Source organism: Phytohabitans sp. LZ39, from assembly GCF_059359075.1.
In genome coordinates, this window is sequence record NZ_JCADBM010000008.1 from 193,928 (window position 1) to 214,146 (window position 20,219).

Here is a 20,219-nt window from a genome sequence, read left to right on the forward strand (position 1 = left end):
CGGGTGGCGGCCCCGGCGGTGGCGGCTCGACCGGGGACGGCGGCCGCGGCGGCGGACCGGGCTGCGGCGGCGCCGGTGGGTCGGTCACAGATCTCATGCCTTCCAGTACCCCGGCCGAGCGCTCCCTACCCGGCGTCGCGCCACGGGTCGTGGCCCACCGCCATGAGGCTGTGCCGCCACGGCTCCTGGTCCACCTGGTCGGCCGGCCGCTGGGAGAGCCGCCGGTTGATCAGCTCGGTCACCTCGCGCATCAGGCCGACGTCCGCGGTGGTCAGGTCGACCCGCCGCTTGCCCAGCACCTGGAGGACCCGGTTGCCGAGATCGGTGACGTCGACGCCGGGTTCCGAGTCGTACGTGTCGTTTAGCGCCGTCTCGGCCAGCAGCCAGTCCCGCAGCTGGGGCGACGTCATGTTGACCGCACGGTGAAACTCCTGCCACACGCGTTCCAGCTCCGGATTGACAACCGCCATGTGTGGTCACCCCCTCATGCCACCCGTACCCCGTCGGGCGCTTCGCAACCGCCCGCCATGCTTACCCGGTGCGTGGCGTGCTGGCCGGCTTCGCGGCCATCTGGGTGGTGACGCTGGTCGGCTATCTCGTCGGCCGGTACGAACTGCTCGGCCCGTCCGCGCCGACCGTGCTCGCCCGGCTCGTGTTCTTCGTCGCCGCGCCCGCGCTGCTGCTCACCACCCTGGTCCGCTCGTCGCCGGGGGACGTGTTCACCGGGGCACTCGCGGCGTTCGTGCTCAGCACCGTGCTGGTCGCCGGCGCCTACTTGGCGATCATGCTGCTGGCGCACCGCAAAAAGGACAGACCGGACGCCGGCACGCTCACCGTCGGCACGCTCGCCGCTTCCTACGTCAACGCCGGCAACCTGGGCATACCGGTCGCCGCATACGTACTCGGCGACGTGTCGTTCATCGCGCCGGTGCTGCTCTTCCAGACGCTGCTCGCCGCGCCGATCGGGCTGGCCGTGCTCGACGTCACCACCGGCGGCCGACGGCCCTCCCCGCGCGCGCTCGCGATGCTGCCGCTGCGCAGCCCGCTCACGCTCGCCTCCGCCACCGGCATCCTCATCGCCACGACCGGTTGGCGGCCGCCGGAGGAGGTGCTGCGCCCGTTCGACCTGGTGGCCTCGTCGGCGGTGCCGCTGGCACTGCTCGCGCTCGGCATGTCGCTGCGCGGCAGCCGCCCGTTCACCGCGGGCGAGGACGGCCGCGACCGCTACACCGCGGTGGCGCTCAAGGTGCTCGGACAGCCGCTCATCGCCTACCTGATCGGCCGCTACGCCCTGGGCCTGACCGGGCCGGCGCTGCTCGCCGCCGTCGTCACCGCCGCCCTGCCGACCGCGCAGAACGTCTTCGTCTTCGCCAGCCGCTACGACCGCGCCGTATCCCTCGCCCGCGACGCCATCGTCCTGAGCACCATCGCCGCGGCCGCCACACTCGTCCTCGTCGCGGCCTGGCTGGGCTGAAAAACAGGGGCTCCGGGTACCGCGGCTGTCACGGCACGACGGTGATCGGCCAGCGGCCCAGCCGGACCAGGCGGCTGGCGACCGAGCCGGCGAACGCGTGGTGCGCCTGGGTGGACGCGCCGACCACGACGATGTCGGCCTTGACCTCGGCGGCGACCTGGCGCAGGCAACCGTACGCGTCGCCGCGGCGGGACACGAAGCTGACCGGGATCCGCATCTCCTCGGCCATCTGCCGGATCTCCCCGCGGAGGCCGGCCTCCACCTCCTGGTGGGTGGCGTCCAGCATGGGCGTGGCGCCGGGGATCGCCCAGGCCCAGGGCTGCACGGGCGCCGCGTACGCCACGACCAGCCGGCAGCGCTGCCGCCGGGCGAGGCCGCAGGCGTACGCGGCGGCGCGCATCGAGGTGTCCGAGCCGTCGACGCCGACGAGGATCACGCGCGGTCCGTCGGTGCCGCGCTCGAACGGTGGCGGCGCCCAGCGTGGCCCGTACTGCTCGACAGCTGGTGCGACACCGTCCGCTCCCCTCGCTAGTGCCCCGCTACGCCAACGGGATCCTCCGCCGGGGCGCTGGAGACGGAGTCGAGGCTGGTGCGCAGCGGTGCCGGCTTGAGCAGCGCGGCGGCGATCACGCCGAGGACGCCGATCGCGGCCGAGATGAGGAAGATGTGACCGGTCGCATCGCCGTACGCGGCCCGCACGATGTGCCGCACGGTCTCCGGCAGCGCGTCGAGGTTGAGCGTGCTCGCTCCCCCGCCGCCCGACGTGGGCAGGCCGGCGGCGGCCAGGTCGTGGGTGACGCGGTGGCCGAGCGCGAGCTCTCCGGCGTGATCGCGGGACGGCTACCGGCCGCGCCGGACGGCCCGCTGCGCGCCAGGCTGCTGGCCGCCACCTTCCTCGCGGCCGTTCGGGTGGCCAACCAGGAATGGCTGGAGCACCCGGAGGTCCCACTCGTCGACCTGGTACGCCAGGCGCTCGCCACGACCGCCGAGCCGTTCGTCTGAGCGGGCCCGGCCCCGGTCCACGATCAGCAATGCCAGGTTGGCGGCGAGCACGGCGCCGACGATCGCGGTGAGCGCCCCCGCCACGCCCTCGATCGCGTGGCCGCCCAGCCAGGCGCCGGCCGGGCTCCAGGCCAGTGCCCCCACGAGGCCGCCGTACCGGAGGCGCGGGCTGGCGTCGCGCCGCACCCAGGCCAGGTACACGCAGAGCCCGGCCGCGATCCCCGACGCCACCGCGGCGAGACCGGTGCTCGCGATCAGCTCCGGCCGCATGCCCGCCACCACCAGGATCGCCAGGAACCATCCGCCGAGCCCCACCCCGACCGCCGCCAGCGTGCGCAGCAGCACGCTCGCCACGACCCCGAACCCACCGCGCCGCCACACCCACAGCGCCATCCCGCCGAGCACCGCCAGTGAGAGCAGCGCGCCACCGGCCAGGACGGCGAGGATCATCCGAGCGATCGCCGGCATCGGAATCCCGCCCTTCTCGCCACCATGACCTGAGTCTGGAATCGACGCGCCGGCGAATCGATGGTGCCTGCCACCGTCTTGGGGTAGGGACAACCCCACCTCCACGCCCAGGGGTCGCATGTTGCCCGCGGGAGAAAAGTCCCCTACCGTGGCGCGGGTTTATACCTGTGCTCCCATATTTGTGCGTGTTTGGGGGTACACAGAACGTGAGGGTGTGATCCAGAATACATTTCCTGCGGCCTGGCCGGGACGCAGGAGGCGGACCCACATGGAGGCGACGTGGAGCAACCGCGTTTCGTGCGCCTGATGGCCATCGCGGGCATGGCGTGGCTCGCAATCTTCGCCGTGCTCACGGGCCTGAGCCAGGACTCGGAGACGCTGGCCCGCTTCGTCGCCAACGTGGTGTACCTCGTACCCCTGGTACTACTGGTCCCGCTCTGTTACTTCGCCGCGCGGCGCGCCCGCGGCCGGCTCCGGTCGGCCTGGTGGCTGCTCGCGCTCTCCAACCTGCTGTGGCTGGTCGGCGAGCTGATCTGGACCGTCTACGCCTACACCCGGCCGGGCGGCGCCCCGTCGCCCTCCGTCGCCGACGTGGCCTACCTCTCCTCGTACGCCGTGGCCCTGCCCGCCATCGTGATCGGCTTCGGCGGCACGTGGGCCGAGCGGCAGGTGCGGTGCATGGTCGACGCTGCCCTCGTCACGCTCGGCCTCGGCGCGGTCGGCTGGGCGCTGGTGATCGGCCCCCTGATGCCCGGCACGACGAAGGCGGGCGCGATCGTCACGTTCGCGCAGCCGCTGCTCGCGGTCTCGATCGTCACGGCACTCGTCGCGGTCGGGCTCTGCGGCCACCGCACGGTGCCGCCGTCGTTCCTGCTGGCCGGCGCCGGGTTCGCGGTGGCCGGCCTGACCGACGCCGGCTACACCTACCTCTTCATGATCCACTCGTACGGCGACACGAGCTGGATCAACCTCGGCTGGCAGGCCGAGGCCGTTCTGCTCTGCATGGCCGCGGCCGTCGCCGCGCGGCACACCGAGCCCGAGCCGGAGGTGCGGCGGCTCGACCGCGACCTCGCCGTGCTGCCGGCCGCGGTCGCCGTCCTCTCGATCATCGGCATCGCCGTCACCGACCGGGTCACCGACAGCCGGTTGACCCACTCCACGCTGGTCATCGCGGTGCTGCTGGTCAGCGGGCTGCTGCTGCGGCAGGTGCTGGTCACCCGCGACCGCACCCGCCTCGCCAGGGCCCTCGCCACCGCCCTGCGTGAGCAGGAGCGGCTGGCCATCACCGACGGGCTGACCGGCCTGTACAACCGGCGCTTCTTCCAGGAGATGCTGCGGCTGGACGCCGAGCGCGCGGAGCGCAACGGCACCCCGATGAGCATCATCATGATCGACCTCGACCGGTTCAAGAAGGTCAACGACACCTGCGGCCACCCCACCGGCGACCGCGTGCTGGTGGAGGCCGCCGAGCGGATCCGCCGCGCGGTACGCCCCAGCGACCTCGTCGCGCGTTACGGCGGCGAGGAGTTCGTGTGCCTGCTGCCCGGCGCCGGCGAAGACACCGCGCTGGAGGTCGCCGAGCAGGTACGCCGGGCGCTGTCCCGCACGCCGCTGGCCGTGCCCGGCCGCGAGGTGCGGCTCACCGCGTCGCTCGGCGTCGCCAGCGCCGGCACCCGCGGCGGCCGGCCGCACGGCGACCTGGAGGGCCTGATCCACGACGCGGACGGCGCGCTCTACCGCGCCAAGGCCCGCGGTCGCGACCAGGTCGCCGCCGCCAGCCGCCTCGCCGACCTGGCGCTGGACACCGACCCCGACCTGCCGCAGGCGCTGGTGTGGCTGGCCGACCAGATCGACGCCAAGCTGGGCAGCCACGAGCACAGCACGGCGGTGTCGCGCTGGGCACTGCTCACCGGCGAACGCCTCGGCCTGCACCAGACCGCCCTGCGCCGCACGGCCGCGGCCGCCCGGCTGCACGACATCGGCAAAATCAACGTCGACGACGCGATCCTCACCAAGCCCGCCCGCCTCAGCCACGACGAGTGGGAGGTGCTGCGCCGCCACCCGCAGGAGGGCGCCCGCCTGCTGACCGAGCTGAGCGACCGGGCCGACCTCGCCCCGCTGGTCGGCGCGCACCACGAGCGCTACGACGGCACCGGCTATCCGGCCCGCCTCCGCGGCGACGACATCCCGATCGAGGCCCGCATCATCGCGGTCTGCGACTCGTGGGCCGCCATGCGCGCCGACCGCGCGTACGCCTCCGCGCTGAGCGAGGACGAAGCCCGCCACCAGATCGAACGCGGCCGCGGCACGCAGTTCGACCCCGCGGTCGCCGACGCCTTCCTCGCCCTGCTCGACGAGGGCGCCATCGACGACCTGGCACCGCTGCGCCACCCCACGGTGGTACAGCGGGCCTAGCGGGACAGCAGCGCGCGGATGGCCTTCACCACCTCGGCCGGGGCCTCCTCGGCCATGAAGTGTCCACAGGAGACGGTCTCGTGGTGCAGGTCGGGAGCCCAGGCGCGCCAGAGGGCCGCCGCGTCGAAGCCGAGGAGCGCGCCCCAGTCCTGCTGGAGCACCGTCACCGGCATGCGCAGGGTGTTGCCGGCGGCGCGGTCGGCGCGGTCGTGCTCGACGTCGACGCCGGCCGAGGCGCGGTAGTCGGCGACGATCGACGGCACCGCCGCGCGTGACGCCGCCAGGTACTCGGCCCGCACCCCGGCCGGGATCGCCTCCGGGTCACGGGTCCAGATGTCCAGGAAGTGGCCGAAGAACGCGTCCGGGCTGGCGCCGATCAGCTCCTCCGGCAGGCCGGGCGGCTGCGCCATGAGGTACAGGTGGAAGCCGATCGCCGCCGTGGTGCCGCGCAGCACGTCCCACATGTCGAGGGTGGGCAGCACGTCGAGCGAGGCCAGGTGGGTGACGTTCGCGGGGTGGTCGAGGCCGGCCCGGACGGCGACCAGCGCGCCCCGGTCGTGCCCGGCCAGGGCGAAGCGTTCGTGCCCGAGCGCGCGGGCCAGCGCCACCACGTCGGCGGCCATCGCCCGCTTGCCGTACGCGGTGCCGTCCGGGTCGGCGGGCTTGTCGCTGGCGCCGTAGCCGCGCAGGTCGGGTGCGATGACGGTGTGGTCGGCGGCCAGGTCGGCGGCGACGTGCCGCCACATCAGGTGGGTCTGCGGAAAGCCGTGCAACAGGACGACCGGGCTGCCCGACCCACCGACCGCCGCGTTCAGCGCGACGCCGTCGGCGACCGGCACCCGGTGGTACTCGAATCCGGTGATCTGGAGTGTCATGCGGTCCAGCCTGCGCGGCGGCGATCAGCAATGGCTGAGCAACGGATGAGTACCGGCTACGGTGGGGCCGTGACCAGGCCCGACGTGACGTTCACCGTGCTCGGGCCACTCGCGGCGGCGCGCGGTGACGAGCCGGTGCCGCTCCGGGGCGGCCGGCAGCGGGCCATCCTCGCCCGCCTGCTGATCGCCCGCGGCCGGGTCGTGCCGGTCGACCGGCTCGCCGGCGACCTGTGGACGGAGCCGCCGGACGGCGGGGTCGCGGCGATCCGCACGTTCGTGGCCGACCTGCGCCGGGCGCTGGAGCCCGATCGCCCGCCCCGGCAGCCGGCCCGCCTGCTGGTCACCGCCCCACCCGGGTACGTGCTGCGGGTCACGCCCGACGCCGTCGACGCCGCCCGCTTCGAGGCGGCGGTGGGCGAGGCGGGGCGGCTTCCCGCCGGCGACGCGCTGGCCGGGACGGAGCGGGCCCTCGCCCTGTGGCACGGGCCGGCGTACGCCGAGTTCGCCGCCGAGCCCTGGGCCCGCGCCGAGATCGACCGGCTGGACGAGCTGCGGATGCTGGCCGTGGAGCGGCGGGCCGAGGCGCTGCTCGCGCTGGGAAGGGCGGCGGAAGCCGCGTCCGACCTCGGTGCTCATGCCGCCGCCCATCCGCTGCGCGAGGAGGCTTGGCGGCTGCTGGCCACCGCGCTGTACCGCGCCGGCCGCCAGGGCGACGCGCTCGCCGCCCTGCGCCGCGCCCGGGAGACACTCGCTCGCGAGCTCGGCCTCGACCCGGGGCCGGCGCTGCGCCAGCTGGAGGCCGACATCCTGGCCCAGTCCCCGCGCCTGAACCCTTCGCCCGCCCCCACCGAGGCTCCCGGTGTCGGCGGGGCTGCGCCCACCTCCGCCGCGCCCGCGTCCGCCGCCGGCCGGGCGGCGCTCGAGCCCGCCGGTGCGGTTGGTCGGGCCGAGACCGCCGCCGCGCTCGCCTCGGTGGGCATCGCCGGGCGGATTGGCGAGCCGCCGGCGCCGGCGCCGTTCTTTGGGCGTGCCGAGGAGCTGGCGACCCTGGCGCGGGCGGCCGAGGGTGTCAAACCTCGCCTCGTGCTCATCTCCGGCGAGGCCGGCGCCGGAAAGACCGCGCTCGCCGAGGAGCTCGCCCGCCGCCTGGCCGCGTCCGGCTGGTCGGTGGCGTGGGGTCGCAGTCCGGAGTACGACGGCGCGCCCGCCGCCTGGCCGTGGGCCCAGATCACCGGCTCGCTCGGCCCCGGCGAGCTCGTCGCCGATCCCGCCGCCGCGCGGTTCCGGCTGCACCGGGAGATCGTCGGTCGCCTCTCCACCGCCAGCCTGCGCGGGCCGCTGCTCGTCGTCCTCGACGACCTGCACCAGGCCGACGAGGGCACGCTCGACGCGCTGACCGCCGTGTTCGCCGGGCCGGAGCCGGCCACCGGCCAGCTGCTGGTCGCCGGCACGTTCCGGGCGACCGCGATCCCCGCCACCCTCACCGCGGCCCTCGCCCGCGTGGCGCGGGTCGAGCCGATCCGGGTGTACCTCGGCGGCCTCCCCGAGCCGGCGACCGCCGAGCTGGCCCGCGCCGCCGCCGGACGCGACCTCGACCCCCGCCAGGTGCGGCTGATCCACCACCGCAGCGGCGGAAACCCGTTCTTCGTCCGCGAGCTGGCCCGCCTCCTCGCCGGCGAAGGCACCGGCGACACCGAGCCGGACGCGGTGCCCGCCGGCGTGCGCGACGTGATCCGCCACCGGCTCGCCCAGCTGCCCGAGCCGGCGCGGGCGGTGCTGCGGCAGGCGGCGGTGCTGGGCCGCGCGGTCGACCCGGAGGTGCTTGCCGCGCTCACCGGCGACGAAGCCTCCACACTGGACGCACTGGACCGCGCGGTGGAGGCGGGCTTCCTGAGCGGCGACGGGCCCGAGCCGCGGTTCACCCACATCCTCGTGCGCGACACGCTGTACGGCGACCTCTCCACGCCCCGCCGCGCCCGCTGGCACGCCGCCGCCGGCGAGGCGATCGAACACGTGCGTCCGTACGACAACGCCGCGCTCGCCCACCACTTCGGACTCGCCGCCAGCCGGGCCACCGCGCCGCGCGCCGCCGGGTACGCGCGGGCCGCCGCCGAGGACGCGGAGCGCCGTGCCGACCCGCACACCGCCGCCCGGCTGTGGCGCCAGGCCGTGGACGCGCACGACCGGACCGGCGGCGCCGACCTACCCGGGCGGCTGGAAGCCTTGATGGGACTGGGCCGGGCGCGCGCGGTCACCGGACACCTCGACGACGCCCGCCGCCTCCGCGCCGAGGCGGTCGACGCGCTGGCCACGGTGGACGACCCGCGGCTCGTCGCCGACGTGCTCGCCGGGTTCGTCGTGCCGGCGATCTGGACCGCCAACGACGACGAGGCGCTCTCCCACCGGATCGTGGCCGCGGCCGAACGCGCACTGCCCACACAGGACGGTGCGCGGCGGGCACGCCTGCTCGGTACCCTCGCGCTCGAACTGCGCGGCACCACGACGGACCGCGGCTCGCGGGCGGCGCGCGAGGCGGAGGCCCTCGCCCGCGCGGAGGGCGATCCCACGCTGCTGGCCTTCGCGCTCAACGCCCGCTTCATGCACGCGTTCGGGCGCACCGGGCTGGCCGCCGAGCGGGCCGAGATCGGGGCCGAGCTCGTCGAGGTGGCCGCCGGGCGCGACCTCGTCACGTTCGAGGTGCTCGGCCACCTCGTCGCGATGCAGGCGCACGCCGCGCTGGCCGACCTCGCCGCCGCGGACGCGCACGCGCGCGCCGCCGACGACCTCGCCGCCCGCTACGAGCTGCCGCTGGTCGGCGTCTTCACCGCCTGGTACGCCGGGCTGCGCCTGGCCGTGGAAGGGCGGCGCGGCGAGGCGGAGGCGGCCTACCACGCGGCGCAGGCGAAGCTCGCCGCCGGCGGGATGCCCGGCATGGAGCGCGGCCTGCTCCCCCTCGCCCTCCTCTCGCTGCGCGAGCCGACCACAGTGGAGTGGTCCACATGGGACTGGGGCCCGTACGAGCCCTGGACCCGCCCGCTGAAACTGCTCGCGGAGGGCCGCCCGGACGCGGCGGCCGAGGCGCTGCGATCCCGGCCGGAGTCACCGCACGACCTGCTCCGCGAGGCCCGCCTGTGCCTCACCGCACGCGCCGCCACCGCCCTCGGCGACCGCACGGCGATGCGCCAGGTGTACGACGACCTGCTGCCGGCGGCGGGCGAGCTGGCGGGCGCGGGCAGCGGCGTGCTGACGTTCGGCCCGGTCGCCGACGTGCTGCGGGCCCTGGCCGCCGAAAGGCCTACTCAGACCGATTAGTACGGCGCTCACGTGGCACCGGCCACAGGCGCTTGACGCCTCCAGCTATTGCTATTAGCTTTTTGGCTATGAAACGTAGCAACAAGCTCGGCGCCGTCTCGCTCGCCACCGCCGGCGTGCTGTTCCTCCTCTACCCCGCCGTCCGCCCGTGGCACGACGAGTCCACCGTGGACGGCGCGGTCGCCTCGATGGGCTCCGGCGCATGGGTCGCCTCGCACGCGTTCGCGATGGTCGGTTTCGTGCTCGCCGCCCTCGGCCTGCTCGCCCTCCGCGACGTGGCCGGTGGCCGCCCGGCGACGGCCGCCGCCGTCACCACCTGGGTCGGCGCCGGCCTCGTCCTTCCCTACTACGGCGCCGAGGACTTCGGCCTGCACGCGCTGGCCCGCCGCTACGCGGACGGCGAGCGCTTCGACTTCCTCGCCGCCGTCGACGCGGTCCGCAACCAGCCCGTCGCGATCACGATGTTCGGCGTTGGCCTGCTCGTGCTCGCTCTCGGCGGTGTACTCACGGCCGTCGCGGCGCACCGCTCGGGGGTGCTGCCCCGGTCGAGCGGGCTGCTCTTCGGGCTCGGCCTGCTGCTCTTCCTCCCCCAGTTCTTCACGCCCGCCCCGATCCGCATAGCACACGGCGCCCTGCTCGCGGCGGGCTGCGTCTGGCTGGCCGCCGCGCTGTGGCGTGCTGTTCCCGACCGGAGTAGAGCTTTACAGGCGTGACACGAGGCTGTAACGATCTCGGCATCGTATGGAGCGCATGTCAGGGGACAGTCTCATGAGCGACCAGCCACTGTGGACGCTTCAGCTCGACCCGTCCGAAGTGGACGCGTCGGGCGCGCGGGCCGACCCGGAGGCGCCGCTGGCCGGCGTGCGTTTCGCCATCAAGGACAACATCGACCTGGCCGGCCACCCCACCACCGCCGCGTGCCCGGCGCTCGCCGCCCGGCCGGCCGGCTCCTCGGCCGCGGCGGTGCGGCTGCTCCTCGAAGCCGGCGCGGTGCCGGTCGGCAAGACGAACATGGACCAGTTCGCGACCGGGCTGGTGGGCACGCGCAGCCCGTACGGCGCCTGCCACAGCGTCGCCAGCCCCGCGCACGTCTCCGGCGGCAGCAGCTCGGGCAGCGCGGTCGCGGTGGCCACCGGCGTGGTGCCGCTCGCGCTGGCCACGGACACGGCCGGCTCCGGGCGGGTGCCGGCCGCGTTCAACGGGATCGTGGGCGTCAAACCCACTCGCGGGCTGGTCTCCAACACCGGCGTGATGCCCGCGGTGGCCGACCTCGACTGCGTCACCACGTTCACCCGCACCGTCTCGGCGGCCCGCCCCGCGATCGCCGCGCTCACCTGGGCGGACCCGGACGACCCCCGGTCACGGCCGACCCCGCCCCGGGCCCCGGCTGGAATCGCCGGACGGATGCGCGTGGTGGCGGTACCAGATGCTGAGACGGAGCTGGACCCACCGCACCAGGAGGCCTGGCGGGCGGCGCTGGACCGGCTGCGCGGCGTGGCCGCGCACGTGGTACGGGTGGACATCGGCGCGTTCCTGGACGCGGGCCGGTTGTTGTACGAAGGTCCGTGGCTGGCCGCGCGGTACGCGGCGGTCGGCCGCTACCTTGAGCCGGACGGCCCGCACCTCGACCCCACCGTGCGGCGGATCGTGCTGCGCGGCCGCGACATCGCGGGCGCGGACGTCTTCGCCGGCTTCGAGCGGCTGGCCGCGCTCCGCCGCCGCACCGAGGCCGTGTGGGCCGACGTCGACGCGCTGATGCTGCCCACCACGCCCGGCCACCCCCGCCTCGCCGACGTTGCCGCCGACCCGGTCGGGGTGAACGCGCGGCTCGGCACGTACACGACCTTCGCCAACCTGCTCGACCTCTGCGCGGTGGCGGTGCCGGCGGGCGAGCGGGCGGACGGGCTGCCGTTCGGCGTGCAGTTCGTGGCGCCGGCCTTCGCCGACGCGCCGCTGCTCGACCTCGCGGCCGCGTGGTGCGGCGAGCCCGTGCCGGCGGCGGCGGCCCCACCCGGCTCGACGCTGCTCGCCGTGGCCGGCGCCCACCTCTCCGGGCTGCCGCTCAACCACCAGCTTCTCGACGCCGGCGGCCGGCTCGCGTTTCGAGCCCGCACCGCGCCGGGCTACCGCCTCTACCGCCTGAACGGGCCGGGCGTGCCCCGCCCCGGCCTGCTGCGCACCGGCGACGGGCCGGCGGCGGGCATCGCGGTCGAGGTGTGGCGGGTGCCGCACCAGGCCGTCGGCGCGCTGCTCGACACGGTGCCGGCCGCGCTGGGGCTCGGCCGCGTCGGCCTGGACGACGGCACGGCGGTGGCCGGCTTCCTGACCACGGAAGACGCCGTCCGCGACGCGACGGACGTGACGTGGGCCGGCGGGTGGCGCGCGGCGCTGGCCTAATTGTTGGCTTACCCGTCATCCGCGCCTGGTGGTGGGGTGGGACGGTGGGGACGACGATGGGCGGCATGTTCGGACGTCGGTCGTTCACGGCGGCCGTGGTGGCCGCCGCCCTGCTGCTCGTTTCCACACCGGCGGCCGCCGCCGCGCCCACCGCCGTGTGGTCCGCGCCGGGGCTGTCATCGGCATCGTTCTCAGTGGACGGTGCGCTCGTCGTCCTCACCGGCAACACCTCGGCCGGTGGGCGGCTGGAGATCCGCGGCGCCGGCAGTGGCGCGCTGGTGCGGGCGCTGAGCAGCCCGTACAAGTTCAACGCCGCCGCGCTGTCGGCGGACAAGCAGACCGTCGCGGTCACGCTCAACGACACCTCGTCCGGGCTGCCCGTGCGCACGATCCGCCTCTACCGGGTGAGCGACGGCGCCCTGCTGCGGGCCGTCCCCACCGCCGCGACCCGCGACCTCTCCAGCCTCGACCTCTCCGCCGACGGGCGGCTCGTTGCCGCGATGGACGCTCGCTCCTACGAGCAGGGCGGCCGGGTGCACGTGCACCGCGTGGCGGACGGCGGGCGGGTGGCGCTGCTCACCACCGACGCCACGACCGCCGCTGTACGCTTCTCGCCGGACGGCCGCTTCCTCGCCGCGAACGGTCGCCGCGTCGTGGGTGGACGGTTTGTCTCCGTGGTGCGCGTGTTTCGCACCGCCGACTGGGCCGCGGTGACGACGGCCGGCGACGGCAGCCTGCTCGTCCGCTGGTCTCCCGACAGCACCGCGATCTGGACGGCCACCCTCGTGGTCGCCGCCCCCACCACCGCCCACCTCGTCGCGGTGCCCGGCGGCACGGCACTGCGCACCGTGACCCTGGCCCCGTACGACACCGTGTCCGACGTGACCGACGACGGCGCGCGGATGCTCACCGGCCGCGTTGTCGCGCCCCGGCGCACGCTGACGTTCAGCGACACGTCCACCGGCACCCCGGCGGCGACGTACGACTTCGCGTCGGACGTGTTCGCCGGCGACATCAGCCCGGACGGGACCCTGTTCACCTACGCGCTGACCACCGCGCCCAGCGCCTTCGACGTGCACGTGGCGCGGATGCCCGGTCGCTAGTGGGTTACGGTGCTCGGCGGCTTTTCGGGCGCCGGCACCGTGCGACCCGCGGCCTCACCCGTCCGCCGCTGGTCACGCCCACCCCCGCGCAACCGGAGGGAAAGGGGATTTCGTTGCCGCGAGTAACCGCTGCGGCGGTGTGCACGGCGCCGAGACCCAGGGCTGGTGACGCTACGTCAGGACGGCGCAGGTAGGGGTCGGCGGCCGTCCGCTGCCGGCTCTGCGGGACAAGCCTCCTGGCGTCCTTGCGACAAGGTTTCCTTGATCGGGGGTAACCAGGGCAGGGTGGCCACAAATGTTGGCCGGCCTCGCCGGCCCGGGTGAGCGGCGGCCTTCGGCCGCCGCTCACCCGGTAAAGCCGCCTCGCTAGAGGGACTTGGCGAGCCGGTCGGCCAGGATCCGGGTAAACCTCGGCGGGTCGGCCAGCTCGCCCCCCTCGGCGAGCAGCGCCATGCCGTAGAGCAGCTCGGCGGCCTCGGCCAGCGCCGGATCGTCCGCATTGGACTCGTGCGCGGTGCGCAGGCCGGTGACGAGCGGGTGGTCGGGGTTGAGCTCCAGGATCCGCTTGGTGCGCGGCAGCTCCTGGCCCATCGCGCGGTACATCTTCTCCAGCGTCGGCGTGATGTCGTGCTCGTCGCCGACGATGCAGGTGGCCGAGGTGGTGAGCCGGGTCGAGAGGCGCACCTCCTTCACGTCGTCCTGGAGCTTTTCGCCCAGCCACGAAAGCAGCGCCGCGAAGCCGGCCGCCTGCTCGGCCGGCGGCTCCGCGCCGTCGAGGTCGACCTTGCCCTTGGCCACCGACTGGAGCGGCTTGCCGTCGAACTCGGTCACCTGCTCGACCCACACCTCGTCGACCGGATCGGTCAGGACGAGCACCTCGTAGCCCTTGGCGAGGAAGGCCTCCAGGTGTGGCGAGTGCTCGACCATCGCGCGCGACTCGCCGGTCATGTAGTAGATGTCCTTCTGGCCGTCCTTCATCCGCTCGACGTACTCGCGCAGCGAGGTCGACTCGGCGGCGGTCGACGGCACCAGCGTCAGGTCGAGCAGCTGCTCGCGGTTGTCGGGGTCTTCGAGCAGGCCCTCTTTGAGCACCCGGCCGAACTCGCCCCAGAACGTGCCGTACTTTTCCGCGTCGGCGGCCTTGAGGTCCTTCAGCGTGGACAGCACCTTCTTGACCAGCCGGCGGCGCACCACCTGGATGTGGCGATCCTGCTGGAGGATCTCGCGGGAGATGTTGAGCGACAGGTCGTGCGCGTCGACGACGCCCTTGACGAAGCGCAGGTATCGCGGGATCAGCGCCTCGCAGTCGTCCATGATGAACACGCGCTTGACGTACAGCTGGACGCCGCGCTTGCCGTCGCGGGCGAAGAGGTCGAAGGGCGCGCGGGACGGCACGAAGAGCAGCGCCTCGTACTCGAACGTGCCCTCGCCCTTCATGTGGATCGTCTCGAGCGGATCGGTCCAGTCGTGGCTGACGTGCTTGTAGAACTCGTGGTACTCCTCGTCGCTGACCTCGCTGCGGGGCCGCGCCCAGAGCGCCTTCATCGAGTTGAGCGGCTGCTCCTCGCCATCCATCCGGATCGGCCAGGCGATGAAGTCGGAGTATCGCTTGACGACCTCGCGGATCTTCCACTCCGCGGTGTAGTCGAACAGCTGGTCGTCGCGGTCTTCCGGCTTGAGGTGGAGGGTGACGGACGTGCCCTGCGGCGCCTCGTCGAGCGTCTCGATCTCGTAGGTGCCCTCGCCGGTCGACTCCCAGAACGTGCCCTGGCTCTCGCCGGCCTTGCGGGTCACCAGGGTCACCCGGTCGGCCACCATGAAGGTCGAGTAGAAACCGACGCCGAACTGCCCGATCAGCTCCTGCGACGCGCCCGCGTCGGGGGCCTCGCGCAGCTTGCGCAGCAGCTCGGCGGTGCCCGACTTGGCGATCGTGCCGATGAGCGAGACGACCTCGTCATGGGTCATGCCGACACCGTTGTCGCGGACGGTCAGCGTGCGCTTGTCCTTGTCGACCTCGATCGCGATGTGCAGGTCGGAGGTGTCGACGCGCAGATCTTTGTCGATCAGCGACTCGAGCCGCACCTTGTCGAGCGCGTCGGACGCGTTGGATATCAGCTCGCGGAGGAAGATGTCCTTGTTCGAGTAGATCGAATGGACCATCAAATGCAGGAGCTGCCGCGTCTCCGCCTGAAACTCCAGCGTTTCCCTGCTCACCGAGACCCCTTTCATTGCCGTGTTTCATGCCGTACGAGTGCCGCCAAAGAGAATACTGGTGCCCTTCCAGGCCGGGCCGCTACGGTGCCTCGATGATCGTTTGGGTCTGCTCCTACCCCCGTTCCGGAAACACGTTCCTGCGCATAGTGCTGAAGCACCTGTTCGGCGTGCGTACGTCGGTGGTCTACGACGTCGACGGCGTAGCCGAGCGGGTCGGCCGCGAGTTGGTCGGATACACCGATACCGTGGCTTCGATCGAGGCCATGCGCGCGTCGGCCGAGGTCTACTTCGTCAAGACGCACCGGCAGCGCGACGCCGACGTCGACGAGGCCGACCCCGCGATCTGCCTGGTCCGCGACGGCCGCGACGCCGTGGTCTCCTGGGCGCGCCTGCTCAGCGAGGCGGATCCCGACCGGTTCGAGACCGAGATGCGCGCGCTGATCGACCGGCGCGACACCGTCGGCACCGGCAGCTGGGGACGCAACGTGCTGAGCTGGGTACGCCCGCAAGCCCCCCACCGGGTGACGCTGCGCTACGAGGAGCTGGCCGCCCGGCCGCGAGCGGTGGTCGAAGGCGCGCTGGCCGCCCTCGTGCCCGACCTGCGGCCGCTCGCCGACGCGCGGATCCCGTCGTTCGACGAGCTGCGGCGCACGGACGACCTCTTCTTCCGGCGCGGGCGCACCGGCAGCCACCGCGACGAGATGCCGGAGCACCTGCACACCCTCTTCCTGTCCCGCGAGGACAACGCCGCCGCGCTGCGCCTGCTCGGGTATCTCTAGAGACCTTTAGGGGTCAGGGTCGCCGCTCGTCGTGTGTTGCTTCGAGGCATATTTGCCCACGTCCGCGTCAGCGGCGGACCGTATGCTCCCGCGGGCACCGCTCCCGGCCGGCGGCTCGCAGCGCTCACCGAGATCCCCGGCCGTCCACTGCCAGGTCCGCGAGACAAGCCCGAGCGGGTCTGCGCGGCCCCACCCGCGCCACCCTGACGCAACGTAACCAGCCAAAGGGGACGAGACTTCAAGATCTAGGAGACTTAGGGTTGAAATAGCGCCCAAACTCTCCTAGATCTCGAGCCTCGCGCCGCTCACACCCTCGTGGCGGTTACACACGGCGACGACAACCCCGTTGCTTTCCCGGATCGCCGAGCCGGGAACAGACATTGTGGACAAACGTCGACCACCGCCTGGCGCGAGCTCCGTCACCCCGCCCCCTTTCCTGCCGGCCGGCCGCGCGCACGGGTGAGCGCGACCAGCGGCGGACGGGTGAGGCCGCGGGAGCAGCGCTCTGGACCACGACGGACGTCGCGGTAGCTCAAATCTCTTTCCAAATAAGGGATTCAGTGGGCGAAGCCACCCCGACTCCGAAAGGCCTCTAGAGACTTGAGGAATCAGGCCCGCAAGAAACAGGTTTCCCGGATCCGCGCCAGCCGCGGACCGCCGCTCCCGCCGGAGACCGCTACGGCCGGCGGCTCGCAGCGCTCACCGAAACCCCCGGCCTCCACCGCCAGGCCCGCGGTCCACGATCTTCAAATGACGGCCTTCGCGGACCTGCTGCGGCTGATCTGTCGGGAAGCCTGTCGAGCTGAAGGCAGCAATGCGCGTCCAAGCCCGACGGCCTCCCACGGGTGGCGGCGGGCCGACCGGGGTGGCCACTCCAGGGAAGCAGAGCAAACGCATCCCGCCCCCGGCCGGGCCGTAAGGGCCCGGCGCAGCCGCCGGGGTGAGCGTGACCAGCGGCGGACGGGTGAGGCCGCGGGAGCAACGGTCTGGACCACGACGGGCATCGCGGTAGCTCAATCTAAATAGGGGGTCGAAGCCACCCCGGCTCCGAAAGCGCGCTAGAAGAGGTCGACCTGCTCGGCGGCTGTCACGCTGCCCGTGGTGTGCGCGGGCGGGGGCAGCTCGCGGACGGGCAGCCGGGAGTAGTGCCCCTTGCGGGCGCTCACCTCGCAGGTCACCATCGCGACCGGTGGCGGCGGCGGCGTGAACGGTCCGCTCCCCCAGCGCACCCAGATCGCGACCCGGCCGGCCTCCGCCTCGGCCAGGAGCTTGTCGACGGTGCGCCGGCGGTCGGTGCGGTCGACCTCGATCGCGACCGGGGCGCCTTCGGGCCGGGCGCATCCGACGTCGATCCAGGAGTGCCGGTGTGCGAACGGGGGCGGCAGCGGCATCACGCTGGGTGCCCGCCGGTAGGCACGCCAGCCCTGGCGCTCCGCCCACGCGACCACGGCGTCGACGAGCAGGGCGGTGACCTCGTCCGCGTCCTTGTCGGCGAACGTCACCTCGGCCAGCCATTCGCCGAGTGAGGCGGCCACCCTCTCACCGTCCGCCACGTGCTCCATGCCGGCACGCTAGCGCGCGGGCGCGCGGGTGTCATGCCTGGCGCCGGTCAGCCGCCGACCTCGCTGACCCGGGCGACCGGCTTGCCCTGCCACACCGCGTGGATCACGAAGTAGTGGTTGGGCTCGGTGAACTGGATCGCCAGGTTGCCCGGCTCGTTCTGCACGGTGTCGACCGTGTAGCCGGGGTTGGGGGTCGCGGTCACCAGCTGTACCCGGCCGGGCGTCATCCGGACGACCGCGGTGCCGCCGCCGACGCGAAACGTGCGCGTGTACGTCGTCTGCCCGTCCGCGTCAGTGGTCACCGTCCACCCGTCGACGACCGTCGGCGGGCTGGGGCGGGCGGTCGTCGGGCGTGGTGAGGCCCGAGTCGGGGACGGGGACGGCGACGAGGAAGGCGAGGGCGACGAGGAAGGCGAGGGCTGTGGGGTCGTGACCGAAACGGGCGGCTCGCTCAGCGGCGCCGACGCCAGGTCGGGCGTTGCCGTGCGGAGCACCGGCTGGAGCGCCACCGTCGCCAGGCCGATGCTGGCGAGCGTGGCCGCGCACCACCCCAGCACCGGGACCCAACCGCGCAACCGCATGCGGGCCATTGAACCACCGGCGGCGGGGCACGGAGCGACCGCGGCGCGGTCCAGCGCCTATGGTGAGCCGCATGGCCATGATCCTGCTGGTCGAGGACGACCGCATCGTCGCGGCGGCGCTCACCCGCGCGCTCGTCGACGCCGGTCACGTGGTGCGCGGCGCGGCGCAGGCGGTCGACGCCCTGCGCATCGTCGCCGACGAGCGGCCCGACCTGGTGATCCTCGACCTCGGCCTGCCGGACATCGACGGCGCGGACGCGCTGCGGATGATGCGGAGCGTCTCGGACGTACCGGTGATCGTGGCGACCGCCCGCCGTTCCGAGGTCGACATCATCAACCTGCTGAACGCGGGCGCGGACGACTACGTGACCAAGCCCTTCTCCGGCGGCCACCTGCTGGCCCGGATCGCGGCGGTGCAGCGGCGCGGCCGGCCGGTGGCGGAGGAGGCGGCGAGCATCACGGTGGGTTCACTCGTCATCGACCCGCAGCGGCGGGAGGTGCGGCTCGACGGCGCGCCGATCCGGCTGACCCGGCGGGAGTTCGACGTGCTCGCGTACCTGGCCGGGCGGGTCGGCCGGGTGGTGAGCCGGCGGGAGCTGCTGACCCAGGTGTGGCAGCAGGACCGGATCGGCGAGGAGCAGACCATCGACGTGCACATCTCGTGGCTGCGCCGCAAGCTCGGCGAGACGGCCGCGCGGCCCCGCTTCCTGCACACGGTGCGGGGCGTCGGCGTCAAGCTGGTGGAGCCGGAATGAGGCTGACCCTCACCCGCCTCGCGCTGGCCATCACGTCGATGGTGGCGCTCGCGTTTCTCGTGCCGCTGGCCATCCTGACCCGCCAGATCGCGCACGACCGGGCGGTCGGCGACGCGCGGCAGCAGGCCACCGCCATCGTGGTCGCGCTCGCCGTCGACACCGACCCGGCGCTGCTCGACCAGGCCGTCGCGAGCACCGCCGCCGGCAGCGACGGCCGCCTCGCGGTGCACCTGCCGGACCTCGACGCCATCGGATCGCCGCGCGCCGCGGCCTCCGACGTCGCCGCGGCGTCGCGTTCCCGGCGGCCTTCCATCGTGGAGTACGACGGCGGCCTCGCCTACCTCCAGCCGAGTGTCCTGGATGGAGGGCGGACGGCGGTCATCGAGGTGTTCGTGCCGGACGACCAGATCTACCGGGGTGTCTGGCCGGCGTGGCTGGCGCTGGCCGGCCTCGCCGTGGTGCTGGTGGCGGGGTCCACATTGGTCGCCGACCGGCTCGGCGCCCGCCTGGTGCGCGCCACCCGCGAGCTCGCCGCGGGCGCGCGCCGCCTCGGCGGCGGTGACCTGAGCGTGCGGGTGGAGCCGGCCGGCCCGCCGGAGCTGAGCGACGCGGCACGCTCGTTCAACACGATGGCCGACAACATGCGCCAGCTCATCGACAACGAGCGGGAGCTCGCCGCGGACCTGTCGCACCGGCTGCGTACCCCGCTGACCGCGCTGCGCCTGGACGCGGAGGCGCTGCCCCGCGGGCCGGTGGCGGACCGGATGGCGCAGGCGTTCGACCTGCTCGACGACGAGCTCGAGGCCATCATCACGGGCGCGCGGCTCAGCTCGGGCACGCGGGCCAACCACTCCACCGACCTCGTCGAGGTACTGGCCGACCGGCTCGCCTTCTGGTCGGTGCTCGCCGAGGACCAGGGCCGACCGACCACAGTGGTCGGTGGCGACCGCCCGGTGCCGGTGCCCCTCCCCCGCGGCGAGCTGATCCTGGCCATCGACGCCTTGCTGGGCAACGTGTTCGCGCACACTCCAGAAGGGACGGCGTTCCTCGTCGACGTCTCGCCCGACGGCCTGGTGGTGGACGACGCCGGGCCGGGCATCGCGGACCCGGCCGCGGCGGTGCGGCGCGGGGTGAGCGGCAGCGGCTCGACCGGCCTGGGCCTGGACATCGCCCACCGCATCGCCCAGTCCGCGGGTGGCCGCCTCGCCATCGGCCGCGGCCGCCTGGGCGGGGCCCGGGTGGCGCTCCTGCTACCAACGCGCGATTTATAAGACGTTTAAGG

18 protein-coding genes are annotated in these 20,219 nt (G+C 73.8%); 11 read left to right on the top strand and 7 right to left on the bottom strand.

Translation table 11 applies throughout. From position 1 onward, the window contains the following. Positions 1-125 precede the first annotated feature (125 nt). Positions 126-470, bottom strand: a complete 345-nt coding sequence (locus AC5L36_RS17985; RefSeq protein ID WP_441217422.1) for a DUF3140 domain-containing protein — start codon at positions 468-470, stop codon at positions 126-128. A 68-nt stretch (positions 471-538) separates the two neighbouring features. Between AC5L36_RS17985 and AC5L36_RS17990 the strand changes: the two genes are divergently transcribed. Beyond that, positions 539-1,474: an AEC family transporter gene (locus AC5L36_RS17990; protein ID WP_441217423.1), complete on the top strand. Its 936-nt coding sequence runs from the start codon at positions 539-541 to the stop codon at positions 1,472-1,474. Between the two features lie 28 nt (positions 1,475-1,502). Here the strand turns inward: AC5L36_RS17990 and AC5L36_RS17995 are convergent, their stop codons facing one another. Then, a complete protein-coding gene (locus tag AC5L36_RS17995) occupies positions 1,503-1,910 on the bottom strand; it encodes a universal stress protein (protein WP_441217425.1) in 408 nt (135 codons plus the stop codon). Positions 1,911-2,002: 92 nt separating this feature from the next. Further along, positions 2,003-2,185: a hypothetical protein gene (locus AC5L36_RS18000; RefSeq protein ID WP_441217427.1), complete on the bottom strand. Its 183-nt coding sequence runs from the start codon at positions 2,183-2,185 to the stop codon at positions 2,003-2,005. 114 nt (positions 2,186-2,299) lie between these two features. Here AC5L36_RS18000 and AC5L36_RS18005 point away from each other — a divergent pair, with 114 nt between their 5' ends. The 3 genes from AC5L36_RS18005 (at position 2,300) to AC5L36_RS18015 (ending at position 5,359) form a co-directional block, all read left to right on the top strand. Next, positions 2,300-2,476, top strand: a complete 177-nt coding sequence (locus tag AC5L36_RS18005; RefSeq protein ID WP_441217724.1) for an acyl-CoA-like ligand-binding transcription factor — start codon at positions 2,300-2,302, stop codon at positions 2,474-2,476. A gap of 37 nt (positions 2,477-2,513) precedes the next feature. Continuing rightward, complete coding sequence (locus tag AC5L36_RS18010; RefSeq protein WP_441217429.1) at positions 2,514-2,972, top strand: hypothetical protein; 459 nt, start codon at positions 2,514-2,516, stop codon at positions 2,970-2,972. Positions 2,973-3,223: 251 nt separating this feature from the next. Beyond that, positions 3,224-5,359 carry a bifunctional diguanylate cyclase/phosphohydrolase gene (locus AC5L36_RS18015; protein WP_441217431.1) on the top strand — a complete coding sequence of 712 codons (2,136 nt, stop codon included), beginning with the start codon at positions 3,224-3,226 and terminating at the stop codon, positions 5,357-5,359. Here the strand turns inward: AC5L36_RS18015 and AC5L36_RS18020 are convergent. Beyond that, the gene (locus tag AC5L36_RS18020) at positions 5,356-6,234 is read right to left on the bottom strand and encodes an alpha/beta fold hydrolase (RefSeq protein ID WP_441217433.1); all 879 of its coding nucleotides are present in this window, start codon (positions 6,232-6,234) and stop codon (positions 5,356-5,358) included. The genes AC5L36_RS18015 and AC5L36_RS18020 overlap by 4 nt on opposite strands. A 69-nt stretch (positions 6,235-6,303) precedes the next feature. Here AC5L36_RS18020 and AC5L36_RS18025 point away from each other — a divergent pair, with 69 nt between their 5' ends. From AC5L36_RS18025 to AC5L36_RS18040, 4 genes are all read left to right on the top strand, one after another. After that, positions 6,304-9,546 carry an ATP-binding protein gene (locus tag AC5L36_RS18025; protein WP_441217435.1) on the top strand — a complete coding sequence of 1,081 codons (3,243 nt, stop codon included), beginning with the start codon at positions 6,304-6,306 and terminating at the stop codon, positions 9,544-9,546. A gap of 68 nt (positions 9,547-9,614) precedes the next feature. Then, on the top strand, positions 9,615-10,259 hold the full coding sequence (locus AC5L36_RS18030) for a hypothetical protein (protein WP_441217437.1): 645 nt from the start codon (positions 9,615-9,617) through the stop codon (positions 10,257-10,259). 55 nt (positions 10,260-10,314) lie between these two features. Further along, complete coding sequence (gene atzF, locus AC5L36_RS18035; protein ID WP_441217439.1) at positions 10,315-11,943, top strand: allophanate hydrolase; 1,629 nt, start codon at positions 10,315-10,317, stop codon at positions 11,941-11,943. A 65-nt stretch (positions 11,944-12,008) separates the two neighbouring features. Next, complete coding sequence (locus tag AC5L36_RS18040; RefSeq protein ID WP_441217441.1) at positions 12,009-13,046, top strand: WD40 repeat domain-containing protein; 1,038 nt, start codon at positions 12,009-12,011, stop codon at positions 13,044-13,046. Positions 13,047-13,412: 366 nt separating this feature from the next. Here the strand turns inward: AC5L36_RS18040 and htpG are convergent, their stop codons facing one another. Next, entirely contained in the window at positions 13,413-15,260 is a 1,848-nt protein-coding gene (htpG, locus tag AC5L36_RS18045) for a molecular chaperone HtpG (protein WP_441217443.1), read from the bottom strand. A gap of 92 nt (positions 15,261-15,352) precedes the next feature. On the opposite strand from htpG, the gene AC5L36_RS18050 reads away from it, so the two are divergent. After that, the gene (locus AC5L36_RS18050) at positions 15,353-16,039 is read left to right on the top strand and encodes a sulfotransferase domain-containing protein (RefSeq protein WP_441217445.1); all 687 of its coding nucleotides are present in this window, start codon (positions 15,353-15,355) and stop codon (positions 16,037-16,039) included. A 1,058-nt stretch (positions 16,040-17,097) separates the two neighbouring features. On the opposite strand, the gene AC5L36_RS18055 is transcribed toward AC5L36_RS18050, so the two are convergent. Together AC5L36_RS18055 and AC5L36_RS18060 are read right to left on the bottom strand one after the other, a co-directional pair. Further along, positions 17,098-17,601 carry a hypothetical protein gene (locus AC5L36_RS18055; RefSeq protein ID WP_441217447.1) on the bottom strand — a complete coding sequence of 168 codons (504 nt, stop codon included), beginning with the start codon at positions 17,599-17,601 and terminating at the stop codon, positions 17,098-17,100. 47 nt (positions 17,602-17,648) lie between these two features. Further along, positions 17,649-18,182: a DNA mismatch repair protein MutL gene (locus tag AC5L36_RS18060; RefSeq protein ID WP_441217449.1), complete on the bottom strand. Its 534-nt coding sequence runs from the start codon at positions 18,180-18,182 to the stop codon at positions 17,649-17,651. A gap of 71 nt (positions 18,183-18,253) precedes the next feature. Between AC5L36_RS18060 and AC5L36_RS18065 the strand changes: the two genes are divergently transcribed. Next, the gene (locus AC5L36_RS18065) at positions 18,254-18,937 is read left to right on the top strand and encodes a response regulator transcription factor (protein ID WP_441217450.1); all 684 of its coding nucleotides are present in this window, start codon (positions 18,254-18,256) and stop codon (positions 18,935-18,937) included. After that, positions 18,934-20,208, top strand: a complete 1,275-nt coding sequence (locus AC5L36_RS18070; RefSeq protein ID WP_441217452.1) for a sensor histidine kinase — start codon at positions 18,934-18,936, stop codon at positions 20,206-20,208. The genes AC5L36_RS18065 and AC5L36_RS18070 overlap by 4 nt, the downstream gene beginning before the upstream one ends. Positions 20,209-20,219: the final 11 nt, after the last annotated feature.